The organism is Armatimonadota bacterium (assembly GCA_025059775.1).
Lineage (GTDB): Bacteria > Sysuimicrobiota > Sysuimicrobiia > Sysuimicrobiales > Sysuimicrobiaceae > Sysuimicrobium.
On sequence record JANXCW010000006.1, the window covers coordinates 1 to 14,347 of the forward strand.

The following is a 14,347-nucleotide window of genomic DNA, read 5'->3' on the forward strand; positions in this document are numbered from 1 at the left end:
CGGAAGTACGCCTGCAGGGGGATGTCCACCTTGACCCCCGCGGGCACGTAGATGAACGACCCCCCGGACCACACCGCGGAGTTCAGGGCCGCGAACTTGTTGTCCTCCGGGGGGACGACGGTCCCGAAGTACTCCCGCACCAGGTCCGGGTACTGCTTGACCGCGGTGTCGGTGTCCACGAAGATGACGCCCAGCTTCTCCCACTCCTCCTTGAGGCTGTGGTAGACCACCTCGCTCTCGTACTGGGCGCCCACGCCTGCCAGGAACTTCCGCTCCGCCTCCGGGATGCCCAGCCGCTCGTAGGTGTCCTTGATCTCCTTGGGGAGCTCGTCCCAGCTCCGGGCCTGGCGGTCCGTCGGCTTGATGTAGTAGTAGATGTCATCGAAGTCGATGCTCGAGAGGTCCGGGCCCCAGGTGGGCATGGGCTTGCGGAGGAACACCTCCAGGCTGTGCAGGCGGAAGGCCCGCATCCAGTCCGGCTCCCCTTTGAGGTAGGAGATCTCCTCCACCACCTCCCGGCTCAAGCCCTTGCGGGACTTGAACACGTAGTTCTCGGGCATCCGGAAGCCCCACTTGTACTGGTCCAGGTCGATGCCGAGCGGGTTCGCCGTCGCCATGGTCCACCTCCTTTAGTGCGCCACCCAGAACACCTTCCCTGCCCGCCGCACGGGGCGGTCCTCGGGGGTCTCCGCTACCACCTGGGCGAACTGGGCCTGCAACCCCTCATACCCCGTCTGCTCCAGCTCGTCCGCAAGCTCCGGACCCCCGGAGATCACGATACGTCCGTCCAGCATCACGTGCACGTGGTGCGGCCGGATGTAGTGCAGGATCCGGGAGTAGTGGGTGATGAGCACGATGCCCATGTTGCCCTGGGCTTGCTCGAACAGCCGGTTGATGTTCTCCGCCACCACCCGGACCGCGTCGATGTCCAGCCCCGAGTCCGTCTCGTCCAGGATGGCCATCTCCGGCTCCAGCACAGCCATCTGCAGGATCTCCGCCCGCTTCTTCTCCCCGCCGCTAAAGCCCTCGTTCACGTAGCGGGTGACGATGCTGGGATCCAGCTTCAGAAGTTCCAGCTTCTCTCGCAGGATCTTCTGGAACTCCGCCACGGGGATTAGCTCGTTCTCATATCCCCGGCGGGCGGAAAGGGCGGTGCGCAGAAACGAGGCGAAGTTCACGCCCGGGATGGCCACGGGGTACTGGAAGGCGATGAACAGGCCCGCCCGGGCCCGCTCGTCCGGCGTCATCTCCAGGAGGTCCCGACCCTTGTAGAGGACCTCCCCACCGGTGACCACGTAGAAGGGATTGCCCATGAGCACGTTGGCCAGGGTGGACTTGCCGGACCCGTTGGGTCCCATGATGGCGTGGATCTCCCCCTTGTGGACCTCCAGGTTGACCCCCCGCAGGATCTCCCGGTCCAGGTCCTCCACCTTGGCCCTCAGGTTGCGAATTACCAGATCCGGCGCACGATCCGACATCTCCACCCTCTCCTGAAGTCTGGGAATTCTTGAGTAAAATACTCAAGAACATCCCGTTCCATTGTAGGGGGACCGGCTAGACGGGTCAAGGAAGGCCGATTTATGGCACTAACCGGGCATCCAGGGTGAGTTCCTCAAGGCCTGGTTTGAGCAGGGTGGACACCGGGCAACCCTCCTTCGCCTCCTCCGCGGCCTGTCGGAAGGTGGCCTCGTCGATGCCGGGGACCCTCGCCTCCGTCTCCAGATGGATCCTCCGGATCCTGGGTCCTCCCTCCCCGGTCTGAAGGGAGAGGGTGGCTTTCGTGCGGATCTCCTGGGGTGGAGCCCCTCGCTGGGAGAGCCGGGCGGAGAGGGCCATGCTGAAGCAGGCCGCGTGCGCGGCCGCGATGAGTTCCTCGGGGTTGCTCCCTTCTCCCTGCTCGAACCGGGAAGGGAAGGTGATGGTAATCTCCCGAAGAGCCCCGCTCTGGGTGCTGGCCCTGCCAACACCGCTACGCAGGTCCCCCGTCCAAGTGGCCGTCGCCGACCGTACGATCTCCGGCATGGATGTACCTCCTGGATGTACTCATGTCCAAACATACCACACTCAGCGGTTCCCGGGCGCCTCCCCGAAGGCCTCCTGTGCCCACGCCCGGAGGGCGGCTCGGTTCACCTTTTCGGGGCCAGTGCGCGGGAGCTCCCGCATGAACCCGATGCGCTTGGGGACCTTATACGGAGCGAGGAACCGCGCGCAATACGCCCGCAACTCCTCCTCCGTGGCCGCCACACCGGGCGCCAGTTCCACCACCGCCACCACCCGCTGCCCCCACTCCGGATCAGGGATTCCCACCACCCCGGCATCCCGCACCGCGGGATGCGTCCGCAGCACCGCCTCCACCTCCGCGCTGCTCACGTTCTCCCCGCCCGTCACGATGCGGTCCTCCCGCCGATCCAGGACGTACAGGTACCCCTCCTCGTCCAGGTATCCCATGTCTCCGGTGCACAGCCAGCCCTCCCGCAGGCCTGCCGCGGTCTCCTCCGGACGGTCCCAGTACCCCGCCATCACCGTAGGCCCCCGCACCAAGACCTCTCCTTCCTCCACCCGTACTTCCACCACCGGGAGAGGCCGACCGCACGAGCCGGGTTTTCTCGCCACCTCGGAGGGATGAAGGGTGGTCACCTGGCTTGCGGCCTCCGTGAGGCCGTAGGTGGGGGCCACGGGGATCCCCGCCTCCGCACATTCCGCCACGAGGTCCTGCGGGATGGGGCCACCGCCCAGGAGCACGGCCCGCACTCCGGGGAACGGCCGGTGCCCCCATTCCCGCAACACCCGGCGCAGCATGGTGGGGACCAGGGAAAGCAGGGTCACCCGGCCGCGCTCCAGCTCCGCGCACACGGCACCCGCATCGAAGGCTTCGTGGATCACCACGGTGGCGCCGAACAGGGCGGCTCGCCAGAGGATGGCGAGCCCTCCGATGTGGCATAGGGGCATGACCGCGAGCCAGGTGTCGTGCTCCGCTACGCCCAATCGCTGGGCAAAGCCCACCGCATTCCAATAATGGTTGCCGTAGGTCAGCAGGACACCCTTAGGCCGGCCTGAGGTTCCGGAGGTGTACAGGATGCCCTGAACGGCTTGGAGGGAGATCCGGCGGGAGGGCCAAGGTGCGTCTGCGGGAATCCCTGGGAGGAGGTCCGGATGGTCGGGATCTAGGAAGACCACGGGATCCCAGCCGGATCCGCGCAGCAGATCCGTAAACGCGGGGTGGGCGAGCAGCAGGCGCGGCCGGGCATCCCGCAAGCGCTCCCACAGCTCGGGCGCGGTCAAGCGGGGGTGAAGGGGAACAAGCACGGCGTTGAGGCGTGTGAGGGCAAAGGCGAGCACGGCGAAGGGGAGGCCGTTCGGGCTGAGGAGGGCCACCCGGTCCTGAGTTCCCACCCCGAGCCCCCCCAGCCGCCGGGCCACCCGGTTCACCCGCTCGTCCAGCTCCCCGAAGGAGAGGGCCGCGGACCCGCACAGGAGGGCCGTCCGACCGGGGCGGACCCGGGCCTGTTCCGCCAGCCAGTCCGCGGTGGTCATACCAGGAGTGCGACTCCCAGCAGCGCCGCGTGCACCAGGTGCAGCCGGGCAGTACCGCGCAGGGCGTGGTTTAAGGCCGCTCCCTCATGGGTCCATACGAAGTGGGCGAGGGAGGCGGCCCACGGAAGGCCGAGCCAGGGAAGCCAGTAGAACTCCCCCAGCCAGCCGGCGGCGCGCATCCAGGCGGGTGCCGCGAAGGTTCCCACAAGGCACAGGAGATACTCCAGGCGGGTGCCGGTGCGGCCGAGGCGCACGGCCAGGGTGCGCTTTCCAGTCGCCCGGTCCGTCTCCAGATCCCGGAGGTTGTTGACCACGAGGATGGCGGTGCACAGGAATCCCACAGGGATCGCGGCGGCCACGGGCCGGACCCGCAGGACTCCCGTCTGCACGTAATCCGTCCCCACCACGGCCACGAGACCAAAGAAGACGAAGACCAGCAGATCCCCCAGCCCCCGGTAGCCGAGAGGAAAAGGACCCGCGGTGTACAGCAGGCCCGCGAGGACACACGTCCCGCCCACCAGCACGAGGATCCACCCCCGCAAGGCCACGAGGTACAGGCCGCCCAGGGCGGCCAGCCCAAACGCCGCGTACGCGCCCAGGAGCACGTGGCGGGGGCTCAAAAGTCCCGTGGCCGTGACCCGAGGAGGGCCCAGGCGGTGCGGCGGGTCGGAGCCATGGAGGAAGTCGTAGACGTCGTTGGCGAGGTTGGTGCCGATCTGCAGCCACAGGGCCACCCACAGGGAGGCCAGGGCCGCGGGAAGGTGAAAGGCGCTCAGGTGGGCCGCGGTGGCGCTTCCCACGAGGACTGGGGCGACGGCCGCGGGCAGGGTGGCGGGCCGCACCGCCAGGACCCATCGGCTCAGACCACGGGGGAGGCTCTGTGCGGCTTCCCACACGGTCCTCAAGGGAATCGGGGGAATCTGGAGAAGTCGGGCTTGCGCTTCTGCAGAAAGGCGTCCCGACCCTCCTTGGCCTCGTCCGTGAGGTAATAGAGAAGCGTGGCGTCCCCACCGAGCTGCTGCAGCCCCGCGAGCCCGTCCGTGTCCGCGTTGAAGGCCGCCTTGAGCAACCGGATCGCGAGCGGGCTCTTTTCCAGGATCTCCCGGGCCCACCGCACCCCCTCCTCCTCCAACAGCTCCACGGGCACCACCGCGTTCACAAGCCCCATCTCTAGAGCCTGCCAGGCGGTGTACTGGCGGCACAGGTACCAGATCTCCCGCGCCTTCTTGTGTCCCACGATCCTGGCCAGATAGGTGGAGCCGTAGCCCGCGTCGAAGCTCCCCACCCGGGGCCCCGTCTGGCCGAAGATGGCGTTGTCCGCGGCGATGGTGATGTCGCACACCGTGGCCAGCACGTTGCCCCCGCCGATGGCGTACCCCGCCACGAGGGCGATGACGGGTTTAGGAAGGATCCGGATGAGCCGCTGGAGGTCCAGCACGTTGAGGCGGGGGATCCGGTCCGAGCCCACATAGCCCCCGTGCCCCCGCACCCGCTGGTCCCCGCCCGAGCAGAAGGCTTCCCGCCCCGCACCCGTCAGCAGCACCACCCCGATGGAGGCGTCGTCTCGGGCATGGCTGAAGGCATCCATCATCTCCATGACCGTCTCCGGCCGGAAGGCATTGCGCACCTCCGGCCGGTTGATGGTGACCTTTGCAATTCCCGCGGCATCCTCCAGCCCGTGTTCGTAGAGGACATCCGTGTACGCCCGGATCATCTTCCATGCGATGCGCATCCGCTCACCTCACGTGGCGAGGAGTTGGGCGAAATGGGGAACAAGGGCAGAACGAACCTCCGCCCACACCCACCGGTGGAGCTCCACATTGCGCGCCCGATCCGTGCGGACCTCCACCACCTGCAGCCCCCCCTGAAGGATGCCCTCCCGAACCGCGTGGCGGAAGGACTCCCACCCACCGGGACGCACGTAGGTGCCCCCGTACATCTCCACCGCGGGCCGGAAGTCCAGGCCGTGTGGGGTCCCGAAGAGAAGCTCGAACTCAGACCGCTCGAGCGCGGCATGGGGAAGGAAGGAGAAGATCCCTCCCCCATCGTTGTGCAGCAGGATCACGAGGACGGAGAGCCCGTACCGATACGCGGCAAACAGGCCGTTCAGGTCATGGTAGAAGGAGAGATCCCCGAGGACGAGCACCACGGGACCGGGATGGACCGCGGCAGCCCCTAGGGCGCTGCTGACGACTCCGTCGATGCCGCTCGCGCCCCGGTTGCCGAGGAACCGGATCCGGCGCCGCAGGGCCGGGAAGAATCCGTCGAGGTCCCGCACGGGCATGCTGTTCCCCGCGTACAGGAGCGTGTCCTCCGGAAGCAGCTCCGCGAGCTCTCGGAACACCCGGGCCTCGAAGGGTTCCAGTACGGACCAGAGGGCCCGGTCCAGGGTTTCTCGGGTCACGCGGTTGACCTCCTGCCACCACCGGAGCCAGCCAGTCGGACGGGTCTCCGGAGGCAGCGCCTGCAGGAGGACTTCGCAGAAAGCCGCGGGGTCCGCCCGCACGAAGTCCGAGACCACCCGATCCGGGTCCAGGGGACCTTCCGGGCCTATGGCGATCTGCGGCACCTCCGCGTGGTGCGCGAGGAAGCGCAGAAGCGGCTTGGAGGTAGGGGCTGCGCCGAACCGCAGGACCACCTCTGGCCGCAGGGCATCCCACAGGTCCTCCACCCGGAGGAACGCGTCGTAGGTGTCCACCACGAGGCCAGGATGGTGTTCCCCACACCGCACCTGGGAGAGGGGATCCGCCAGGATGGGGAACTGGAGCACGCCCGCGAGCGCCACCACGGCCCGGGAGAAGCGGGGATGATCCTCTGGGCCGCAAACCACTAGGCCTCGCTCTCGCCCCGCGAGTATGCGCACCACCCCCGCGATGGCGTCTGGCTCCGGGGTAAGCCGGGAGGGCCACAGACGTGTGTACGGGCCGCGGCGGTATGCGGCAGGTGGTTCCTCGGACGCCCCCTTCGGTGCCGGGGCGGGCAGCAGCGGTTCCCGCAACGGCACGTTCACGTGTACGGGTCCGGAGGGCAGCGCGGTGGCCTGCTCCACGCAGCGGGCAGCCACGGATCGCGCGTACCGGAGAGCCGAGGGGTTTTCCTCTGGCGGGGGAAGGTCAGCGAACCACTTCGCATGGCGACCGTACAGGTGCACCTGATCGATGGTCTGATTGGCTCCGCAGTCCCGCAGTTCGTGGGGGCGGTCCGCGGTGAGCACCACGAGGGGCACGCGGGCGTGGCGGGCCTCCACCAGGGCGGGGAGGAAGTTGGCGGCCGCGGTCCCCGAGGTGCTCAAGAGCGCCACGGGAGCCCGCAGGGTTTTCGCCATTCCCAGGGCAAAAAAGGCACAGCTGCGTTCGTCCAGGTGGACCCATACCCGCAGCAGGGGATGCCGAGCCGCCAGGAGGGCGAGGGGTGTGGATCGGGAGCCGGGGCACAAGCACAAGTGCCGAATCCCCCCCTGGGCGAGCTCGTCCAGGAATGCCCGAAGGAAGGTGTAGGTGGCGACCTCCGGAGCACTCATCCCCGCACCCCCCCGGGGTGGGCCTGCGAGGAGACCACCGTCAGGGCCTCCAGCATCGACGCCATCTTCAGTTCGGACTCCGCGTACTCCAGCTCGGGATCGGAATCCCCAAGGATCCCGCAGCCCGCGTACACCCACGCTTCCCGTCCGGCCACCAGGGCAGAGCGGATGCTCACCACCATCTCCCCTTCTCCCCGCGCATCCATCCAGCCCAAGACCCCCGCGTACCACCCGCGGTCCAGCCCCTCCCGCTCGATCCACCGCAGGGCCTGATCCAGGGGGAGTCCCGCTACGGCAGGGGTAGGGTGGAGAGCTCCCGCGATCTGCAACACGGGCATAGGTTCCCGGAGCTCTCCCTGGACGCGGGTACAGAGGTGCTGAACGGCCCCGGTTCGCAGCAGAGCCGGGCCTGTCGCCTGGAGGGTCCTGGTGAGGGGCCGGAGCCGATCCCGTACGTATTCCGCCACGATCCGGTGCTCCTCCAGATCCTTCCGACTCTCGAGGAGGCTCCTCCCCAGGGTCCACTCCTCCTCCTCCGACTGCCCCCGGGGAGCGGACCCCGCTAGGGCCATGGTCTCCACCACACCCTCCCGCACCCGACAGAGCCGTTCGGGGGTTGCTCCCAGGAACCACCGGTCGGCCCGCCGCACGCCGAACACCGTGCACCCCGGATAGCGCGCGCAAAGCACAGAAAGGACCCGCGGAGCCGCGAGCCCTCCTGCCCGGAGACGCATCGCCCGTGCCAGCACCACCTTTCGCAGCCTCCCCCTGCGAACCGCCTCCGCCGCGCACCGGACCAGATCCTTCCACCGCCCGGGTTCCGGCACTGGGCGGACCTCCGCGGTGGAAGGGAAATGAGCGGGGGAGGAGGGGCCGGTAAGCCACCGCTCCACTTCGCGAAGCACCGGAGCCGGGTCCTCTCCAGCCGAGAGGATCAGACTAAGGGTGGCGGCACCGGCTCCCGAGCGCACGAGGAGCAGGCGTGGCAGAAGGAGCACCCCCGCGGGATAGGGGCGCCACACTTCCGAGCGCGGGCCGTCGGGATGGAAGGAGAACCCGCACAGGGTTAGAGGAGAGGGCACCCTCCCAAGGATCTCGTGCCAGGCGCGGGTAAGGTCCCAGAACCGATCCGGCCCCGCCTGCGGGATCTCCTCCACGCGCCCCAGGGCCACGAACACAAGTCCATCCGGAGACCTCCAGAACCAAGCATCGCCCACCTCCCCCGAGGCACACTCCAACAGGTCCAAGGGATCCGTGCCCGGTGCCGGGACGCGGATCACGAGGGCCCGGCCGGCCCGCGCACCGCGGGCCACAGCGCGGAGCTCCTCCGAGAGCGCTCCCCAAGCCCGATCCAGAACACACTCCCGCCCCCTCACGGCTCCCCCTCCGGCCGGAAGCCCACGGAGCGCAGGAGGAGTCCGGAGAGGGCCGGCACAAGGTCTACCAGTCTCTCGGGGTGATGGGTGTGGAGCCATCGGACCACGAGCGCGCGGATCGCGCCCAGCCAGGCGAAGGCCACTAAGGAGGTATCCTGCGGCGGAATCCTGCCCTCTGCCACGGCCTCCTCGAGGTGGATCTGGGTCAGGCGGGCTAAGGCCACCTCCAGGGCGAACCGCTTCTCCTCGAACTCCGGGCTGAGCCCGACCCACTCCACCAGCACCAGACGCGTCAGATCCTCGTTCTCCGCGAAGGCCTCTACGGCCGCCTGCAAGGCCGCGCGCACTTTCGCCTCCCCGCCCCGGGCGGCGGCGATGGCCGTGGTCACACGCTCCGCGAGCTGCACCCCCGCCTCCTCCACGAGACTCAGGAAGAGGTCCTCCTTGCTGGAGAAGTGGAAGTACAGGGCGCCCTTGGAGAGCCCCGCTTCCCGAGCCACGTCCTCCATGAGGGTGCCGTGATAGCCCTTCCGGGCGAACACCCGTCGGGCGGCCTCCAGGATCCGGGTCCGGGTTCGATCTTTCTGGAGCGCAAGCTCCGCTCGCCGCACGGTCCGATGCTGACTGACCAGTCGGTCTCTTAACGCCTCCAGCATACCAGCCCAGACGGAAAAGGAACAAGGGAGCCGCTAGCGGGCGGCGGCCTCGAAAGCCTCGAGGGCTGTTCTGCGGTCGAAGGCCGCCTCTGCGGCGAACCGCATGAGGCGGCGCAGGTCCTGCAGGGTGAACCCCAGCTCCCGGCTCACCTTGCGGAGCTCCAGGGTGAGGGAAGTGCTCAGGAGCATAGGATCATCGGTGTTGATGGTCACCGGAACACCCGCCTCGTACAGCCGCCGGAGGGGATGCTCCCGGAGACTTTGCACCACGCCCAGCCGGAGGTTGCTGGTGGGGCACACCTCCAGGGTGATCCGGTGATCCCGGAGGTAAGCGACGAGATGGGGATCCTCCACGGCCCGAAATCCGTGGCCGATACGGGTGGCACCCAGCTGGTAGAGGGCGGTCCAGATGGAGGCCGGCCTTGAGAACTCCCCCGCATGCACCGTGATGCCGAGACCCGCCTCCCGGGCGATCTCGCAGGTGCGCTTGAAGAGAAGGGGGGGGAAGTTCTCCTCATCGCCCGCGATGTCGATCCCCACAACCCCGCAGCTGCGGGCGCACTCCGCCGCCACCTCCGCCACCTCCGCGGCCGCCTCCGGGCCCCGCTCCCGGACGATGGTCACCACGGTACGGGCGTGGATGCCGAACTCCCGGTGGGCCCGCCGTTGCCCTTCCGCCACCGCCTCCAGCATCCCCCGCACGCCGAGCAGCGCGAACCCGCGGCGACCACCCACCCGGATCTCCACATACCGCACGTTCTGCCGGGCAGATTCCTGCAGGAGCTCATAGGTGATGCTGGCGATGTTCTCCCGGGTGTACAGGTAGTCGGGGACCTTCCCCGTTCGGCTCATATAGCGCAGCCGACGGAGCCGATCGTACCCATGGTACCGGTGGGGATTGCTCACCAGGTAGGGCTCCGCGATGGGATCCATACGGGCCCGCTCCGCAAGGGACCGCAGGCGCAGGGAGGTCTCCAGATGCACGTGGAGCTCGATCTTCGGAAGATCCACAATGGCCCGTTCCGGAACACCCTCCGCCATGGGGCCGCCTCCCACCGACGCCGGCTGGCTGCATTATACCCGGAGGGACACGCCCCAACAATCCAACCCCCCAGGTCTGTCCCTCCTCACGACGACGGCGTGGAGGCCCCTGACTCCGCGGAACCGGCGGGGAGTGCACTCCCCTGTTTGGGCACCACCGCGGCCCGGCTCCGCTGGTGCCGGAAGGGGCGCACAGGACACGCCACCCAGTGGCCGGGGGACACCTCCTCCAGGCGGGGTTCCTCCACGGCGCAGCGGTCCACCGCGTACATGCAACGGGTGTGGAACCGGCACCCGCTCGGGGGGTTCACGGGGCTCGGCACGTCTCCGGGTAGGAGGATGCGCTCCCTCCGGATCTCTGGATCCGGGATGGGAACCGCGGACAGCAGCGCCTCCGTGTACGGATGCTGCGGGTTTGCGAAGAGCTCATCCGCAGGCGCCAGTTCCACGATCTTCCCCAGGTACATCACCGCGATGCGGTCCGAGATGTGCTTCACCACCGACAGGTCGTGGGCGATGAAGAGGTACGTGAGCCGGAACTCCCGCTGCAGCTCCTGCAGGAGGTTGATGATCTGGGCCTGAATGGAGACGTCCAAAGCGGAGACGGGTTCATCGCAGATGATGAACTTGGGGTTCACCGCGAGCGCCCGGGCGATCCCGATGCGCTGCCGCTGCCCACCACTGAACTCGTGCGGGTACCGGTTGATGTGGTAGGGCGACAGCCCCACGATCTCCAGTAGCTCCTGCACCCGGCGGATCCTCTCCCGGCCGCGGGCCAGCCGGTGGATCTCCAGGGGCTCCCCCACGATATCCCCGACCGTCATCCGGGGGTTCAGGGAGGAGTACGGGTCCTGAAAGATGATCTGCATGTCCCGCCGCAGCCGCCGTAGCTCCTCCCGGTTCAGCTGGAAGATGTTGCGACCCTGAAAGATGGCCTCTCCGCTCGTGGGCTCCAGCAGCCGAAGGATCACCCGACCCAGGGTGGTCTTCCCGCACCCACTCTCCCCCACAAGCCCCAGGGTCTCCCCCTCTCGGACGGTGAAGGACACCCCATCTACCGCCCGCACCACACCGGTCTGTCGTTGGAAGAGGAACCCCCTCGTGACGGGAAAGTGCTTCACCAGGTTCCTGACTTCCAGAATGGTGTTCCCCACCATAGGGCTCCCTCCTAGACTCCCCGGGTGCTCGCCAACAGCCCCGCCTGGGCCGCCACCCGCCGGTCCTCCTCGGTGGCGTGCTCGCTGTAGAGATAGCACTTCGCCGTGTGGTCCGCGGCCACCCCATAGTCCGGCGGATCCGCTTGCGTGCAGACCTCCATGACGAAGGGACACCGGGGCGCGAACGCGCACCCCGGGGGCAGGTCGATGAGGCTCGGGGGCTGCCCCTCGATGGGCACGAGGCGCTCCGTCCGCTCCGAGAGCTTCGGGATGGACTGCAGCAGCCCCCACGTGTAGGGGTGCTTGGGTTCCTTGAAGGTCCGGTACACGTCCGTGTGCTCCACGGCCTTGCCGGCATACATCACCACCACGTCGTCGCACATCTCCGCCACCACCCCCAGGTTGTGGGTGATGAGGATGATGGCCATCCCGAACTCCTTCTGTAGCTCCCGCATGAGGTCCAGAATCTGGGCCTGAATGGTGACGTCCAGGGCGGTGGTGGGCTCGTCCGCGATGAGGATATCGGGATTGCAGGAGAGGGCCATGGCAATCATCACCCGCTGCCGCATCCCCCCGCTGAACTGGTGGGGGTAGTCCCGGACCCGCTCCCGGGCGGAAGGGATCTTCACCTTCTCCAGCATCTCAATGGCCCGCTCCCAGGCAGCCCGACGATCTAGCCTTTGGTGGAGCATGACCGCCTCCGCGATCTGCTCACCCACGGTGAGCACGGGATTGAGGGAGGTCATGGGTTCCTGGAAGATCATGGCGATGCGGTTGCCACGGATCTGGCGCATCTGGTCCTCCGGCAACCGCAGCAGATCCTGCCCTCGGAAGAGGATCTGGCCGTCCACGATCTTGCCCGGAGGGCTCGGGATGAGCCGCATGATGGAGAGGGCATGCACGCTCTTGCCGCTCCCGCTCTCGCCCACGATCCCCAGGGTCTCTCCCGGATAGAGGTCGTAGCTGAGGCCGTCCACCGCCTTTACGACCCCCTCATCCGTGTAGAAGTATGTTTTGAGATTTCGCACCGAGAGAAGCGGCTCCGCCATCTGCTCACCTCACCCTCCTCGCTGCACGCTTTGGCCGGATTTCGGCACGGGACCTCGGAAGTCCTTCATAGCCGCATCCTGGGGTCCAGGGCATCCCGCAAGCCATCCCCGAAGAAGTTAAAGCACAGGACCGTCACGAAGATCATAAGGCCCGGCCAGAGGGCCAGGAGTGGGGTACGCCAGATGAAGTCCTGGGCATTCTGCAGCATGTTCCCCCAACTGGGGGTGGGGGGCTGGATTCCGATCCCCAAAAACGACAGGGCCGCCTCCGTAAGGATGGCTCCCCCCACGCTCAGGGTAGCGGAGACGATCACAGGCCCCAGGGCGTTGGGCACCAGGTGCCGGACCATGATCCGGGCGGAGGAGGCCCCCAGGGCCCGGGCGCTCAACACGAACTCCTGGTTCTTGAGCCTCAGGACCTCCGCCCGCACCAGGCGTGCGGTTCCCATCCAGCCGAAGGCCACCAGCACCAGAATGATGCCCCCCAGACTCCCCCCGAAGTACCGGGAGAGGACGATGAGGACGGGGAGATCAGGGATGGAGAGCAGGATGTCCACAAGCCGCATGAGTATTTGGTCTACCCACCCCCCGTAGAACCCGCTCAGAAGACCCACCGCCGTTCCCAGTAGGGCGGAGGCCACCGCGGCGCTCAGGCCTACCGTGAGGGAGACCCGGCCCGCGTACAGCAGCCGGGTGAGCACGTCGTGTCCCAGCTCGTCCGTTCCGAGGGGGTGGCTCCAGCTGGGTGGACTGAGACGGTGGGTGAGGTCGATCTGATCGAAGCGGTACGGCGTGATCCAGGGCGCGAGCACGGAGGCGCCCACGAGCAGGAGGATCACCACGAGGGACGCCTGGGCGAGCCGGTGGCGGCGGAGGCGCCGTAGGGCCACCCGTCCGTAGCTCCGGCCCGCCGCAACCGTCTCCGGCCCGGGGTGGGTCCTGCGAACCGCGGTGACGGGACGGGACACCCTCTCCCCTCACTCGTACCGGATGCGGGGGTCCAACAGGGCGTAGGCCACATCCGCCAGCAGGTTCGCCAGGAGGACCAGGATGGATAGGAACAGCAAGGCGGCCTGGGCCACCGCGTAATCCCCCCCCAGCACGGACTCCACCAGGAGTCGCCCCACCCCGGGCCAACTGAACACGGTCTCCGTAAGGGGAGCGCCCGCAAACAGACCCGGGATCAGGAGGGCCAGCACGGTCACGATGGGGATGAGGGCGTTGCGGAGGGCGTGCTTGACGATCACCACGGACTCCCGAAGTCCCTTGGCCCGGGCGGTCCGAATGTAGTCCTGCCGGATGACCTCCAGCATGCTGGCCCGGGTGTACCGGGTGAGGGCCGCCATGGAGAGGAAGGAGAGGACCAGGACGGGGAGCACCATGTACCGGAGGCGGTCCAGCACCGCCGGCCAGCCCTCCGGAACGCCCGGCGTACTGAAGCCCCCGGGCGGCAACCACCGCAGCTGCACCGCAAAGATGTAGATGAGCAGGATACCGAACCAGAAGGCGGGGATGGATACCCCGAAGAAGGCAAAGAAAGTGGCCGCGTAGTCCACCTTGGAGTACTGGTGGAGGGCGGAGTAGATCCCCACGGGAACCGCTACCGCCACGGCCAGCAGGAAGGAGGGAACGGTGAGCCACAGGGAATTCGCCAGGCGCTCCGCGATCAGGTCCATGACAGGCACCTTGTAGATGCGGGAGTATCCGAAATCCCCTCGCACCGCGGCCCGCAGCCACTTCAGGTACCGGATAGGGAGGGGATCCTCCAGACCGTAGATCTCGCGCAGAAGCCGGATGTCCTCCGCCCGTACCTTGGGGTTGCCCGCGAGCAGGAGATCCGTGGGGTCGCCCGGTGCCATCACGAGCACAAGGAAGAGAATCACGGAGATCCCGAAGACCAGGGGGACCATCTGGAGCAAGCGGCGGACCAGGTACCGAATCATTGTGCCGCGATCCCTCCCGGAACTCCAGGGCGGGGCTCACGGGCAGGCGCGTTCCCTCCCCACCCCCTCCC

General features: G+C 67.8%; 14 protein-coding genes. All 14 read right to left on the reverse strand.

Going from position 1 to position 14,347, the window contains the following annotated elements; genetic code table 11:
- The coding region (locus N0A24_05745) for a Fe-S cluster assembly protein SufB (protein MCS7172890.1) at positions 1-617 on the reverse strand (617 nt) is incomplete at its 3' end.
- A gap of 12 nt (positions 618-629) precedes the next feature.
- Positions 630-1,478 carry a Fe-S cluster assembly ATPase SufC gene (gene sufC, locus N0A24_05750; protein MCS7172891.1) on the reverse strand — a complete coding sequence of 283 codons (849 nt, stop codon included), beginning with the start codon at positions 1,476-1,478 and terminating at the stop codon, positions 630-632.
- 100 nt (positions 1,479-1,578) lie between these two features.
- Positions 1,579-2,022: an OsmC family protein gene (locus N0A24_05755; GenBank protein MCS7172892.1), complete on the reverse strand. Its 444-nt coding sequence runs from the start codon at positions 2,020-2,022 to the stop codon at positions 1,579-1,581.
- A gap of 42 nt (positions 2,023-2,064) precedes the next feature.
- Positions 2,065-3,534, reverse strand: coding sequence for an o-succinylbenzoate--CoA ligase (gene menE, locus N0A24_05760; GenBank protein MCS7172893.1), 1,470 nt, complete (start codon positions 3,532-3,534; stop codon positions 2,065-2,067).
- On the reverse strand, positions 3,531-4,430 hold the full coding sequence (locus N0A24_05765) for a 1,4-dihydroxy-2-naphthoate polyprenyltransferase (GenBank protein ID MCS7172894.1): 900 nt from the start codon (positions 4,428-4,430) through the stop codon (positions 3,531-3,533). Before N0A24_05765 ends, menE begins: the two co-directional genes overlap by 4 nt.
- A gap of 5 nt (positions 4,431-4,435) precedes the next feature.
- A complete protein-coding gene (menB, locus tag N0A24_05770) occupies positions 4,436-5,266 on the reverse strand; it encodes a 1,4-dihydroxy-2-naphthoyl-CoA synthase (GenBank protein MCS7172895.1) in 831 nt (276 codons plus the stop codon).
- A 9-nt stretch (positions 5,267-5,275) separates the two neighbouring features.
- A complete protein-coding gene (gene menD / locus N0A24_05775) occupies positions 5,276-7,054 on the reverse strand; it encodes a 2-succinyl-5-enolpyruvyl-6-hydroxy-3-cyclohexene-1-carboxylic-acid synthase (protein ID MCS7172896.1) in 1,779 nt (592 codons plus the stop codon).
- Entirely contained in the window at positions 7,051-8,430 is a 1,380-nt protein-coding gene (locus tag N0A24_05780) for an isochorismate synthase (protein ID MCS7172897.1), read from the reverse strand. Before N0A24_05780 ends, menD begins: the two co-directional genes overlap by 4 nt.
- Positions 8,427-9,041 carry a TetR/AcrR family transcriptional regulator gene (locus N0A24_05785; protein MCS7172898.1) on the reverse strand — a complete coding sequence of 205 codons (615 nt, stop codon included), beginning with the start codon at positions 9,039-9,041 and terminating at the stop codon, positions 8,427-8,429. Before N0A24_05785 ends, N0A24_05780 begins: the two co-directional genes overlap by 4 nt.
- 78 nt (positions 9,042-9,119) lie before the next feature.
- Positions 9,120-10,127 carry an adenosine deaminase gene (gene add, locus N0A24_05790; GenBank protein ID MCS7172899.1) on the reverse strand — a complete coding sequence of 336 codons (1,008 nt, stop codon included), beginning with the start codon at positions 10,125-10,127 and terminating at the stop codon, positions 9,120-9,122.
- Between the two features lie 86 nt (positions 10,128-10,213).
- Positions 10,214-11,284 (reverse strand): ABC transporter ATP-binding protein, encoded by a 1,071-nt coding sequence (locus N0A24_05795; protein MCS7172900.1) that lies wholly within the window; start codon positions 11,282-11,284, stop codon positions 10,214-10,216.
- 11 nt (positions 11,285-11,295) lie between these two features.
- Positions 11,296-12,333, reverse strand: a complete 1,038-nt coding sequence (locus N0A24_05800; GenBank protein MCS7172901.1) for an ABC transporter ATP-binding protein — start codon at positions 12,331-12,333, stop codon at positions 11,296-11,298.
- Between the two features lie 65 nt (positions 12,334-12,398).
- Positions 12,399-13,301: an ABC transporter permease gene (locus N0A24_05805; GenBank protein ID MCS7172902.1), complete on the reverse strand. Its 903-nt coding sequence runs from the start codon at positions 13,299-13,301 to the stop codon at positions 12,399-12,401.
- A 9-nt stretch (positions 13,302-13,310) separates the two neighbouring features.
- A complete protein-coding gene (locus N0A24_05810; protein ID MCS7172903.1) occupies positions 13,311-14,276 on the reverse strand; it encodes an ABC transporter permease in 966 nt (321 codons plus the stop codon).
- Positions 14,277-14,347: the final 71 nt, after the last annotated feature.

What these genes read in the sequence shown, in the direction of transcription:
- sufC (MCS7172891.1), bottom strand. Translation starts at nt 1,478, where the DNA reads ATGTCGGATCGTGCGCCGGATCTGGTAATTCGCAACCTGAGGGCCAAG.
- N0A24_05755 (MCS7172892.1), bottom strand. Translation starts at nt 2,022, where the DNA reads ATGCCGGAGATCGTACGGTCGGCGACGGCCACTTGGACGGGGGACCTG.
- menE (MCS7172893.1), bottom strand. Translation starts at nt 3,534, where the DNA reads ATGACCACCGCGGACTGGCTGGCGGAACAGGCCCGGGTCCGCCCCGGT.
- menB (MCS7172895.1), bottom strand. Translation starts at nt 5,266, where the DNA reads ATGCGCATCGCATGGAAGATGATCCGGGCGTACACGGATGTCCTCTAC.
- menD (MCS7172896.1), bottom strand. Translation starts at nt 7,054, where the DNA reads ATGAGTGCTCCGGAGGTCGCCACCTACACCTTCCTTCGGGCATTCCTG.
- add (MCS7172899.1), bottom strand. Translation starts at nt 10,127, where the DNA reads ATGGCGGAGGGTGTTCCGGAACGGGCCATTGTGGATCTTCCGAAGATC.
- N0A24_05795 (MCS7172900.1), bottom strand. Translation starts at nt 11,284, where the DNA reads ATGGTGGGGAACACCATTCTGGAAGTCAGGAACCTGGTGAAGCACTTT.
- N0A24_05800 (MCS7172901.1), bottom strand. Translation starts at nt 12,333, where the DNA reads ATGGCGGAGCCGCTTCTCTCGGTGCGAAATCTCAAAACATACTTCTAC.
- N0A24_05810 (MCS7172903.1), bottom strand. Translation starts at nt 14,276, where the DNA reads ATGATTCGGTACCTGGTCCGCCGCTTGCTCCAGATGGTCCCCCTGGTC.